Source organism: Pseudoalteromonas sp. SG43-1, assembly GCF_014164415.1.
Classification (GTDB): Bacteria; Pseudomonadota; Gammaproteobacteria; order Enterobacterales; family Alteromonadaceae; genus Pseudoalteromonas; species Pseudoalteromonas distincta.
On sequence record NZ_JACJFD010000082.1, the window covers coordinates 1 to 358 of the forward strand.

Consider the following 358-nt stretch of genomic DNA (forward strand, 5'->3'; position numbering starts at 1 on the left):
TACTTTCTGTTACCGCTCGACTTGCATGTGTTAGGCCTGCCGCCAGCGTTCAATCTGAGCCATGATCAAACTCTTCAATTAAAAAGTTTTATGTCTTTCGACAGCTCAATGAATTCTGAATTTTTGTTTTTGTTGCCAAAAACGAATTGACTGTGCGTTATTATTTTCACTTTTAAAAAAGTGAAATCAAAACAGCTCAAGGCTGTATCTTTTAATAACATATGGTCACTCAGTTTCAATTGAGACTCTAATTTGTTTGCCTCGCTACCTAAGTAGCTTGGCTGTTAGAACTCAATCTGTACGAGTGCCCACACAGATGATTGCTTTATATTGTTAAAGAACGTTGCGATTATAAAGT

The 358-nt window shown here is 36.6% G+C and carries 1 rRNA gene; it reads right to left on the minus strand.

The annotated features are described in order from the left end of the window. Positions 1-81: ribosomal RNA gene (locus H5159_RS20815) — 16S ribosomal RNA — on the minus strand; the annotation flags it as partial. Positions 82-358: the final 277 nt, after the last annotated feature.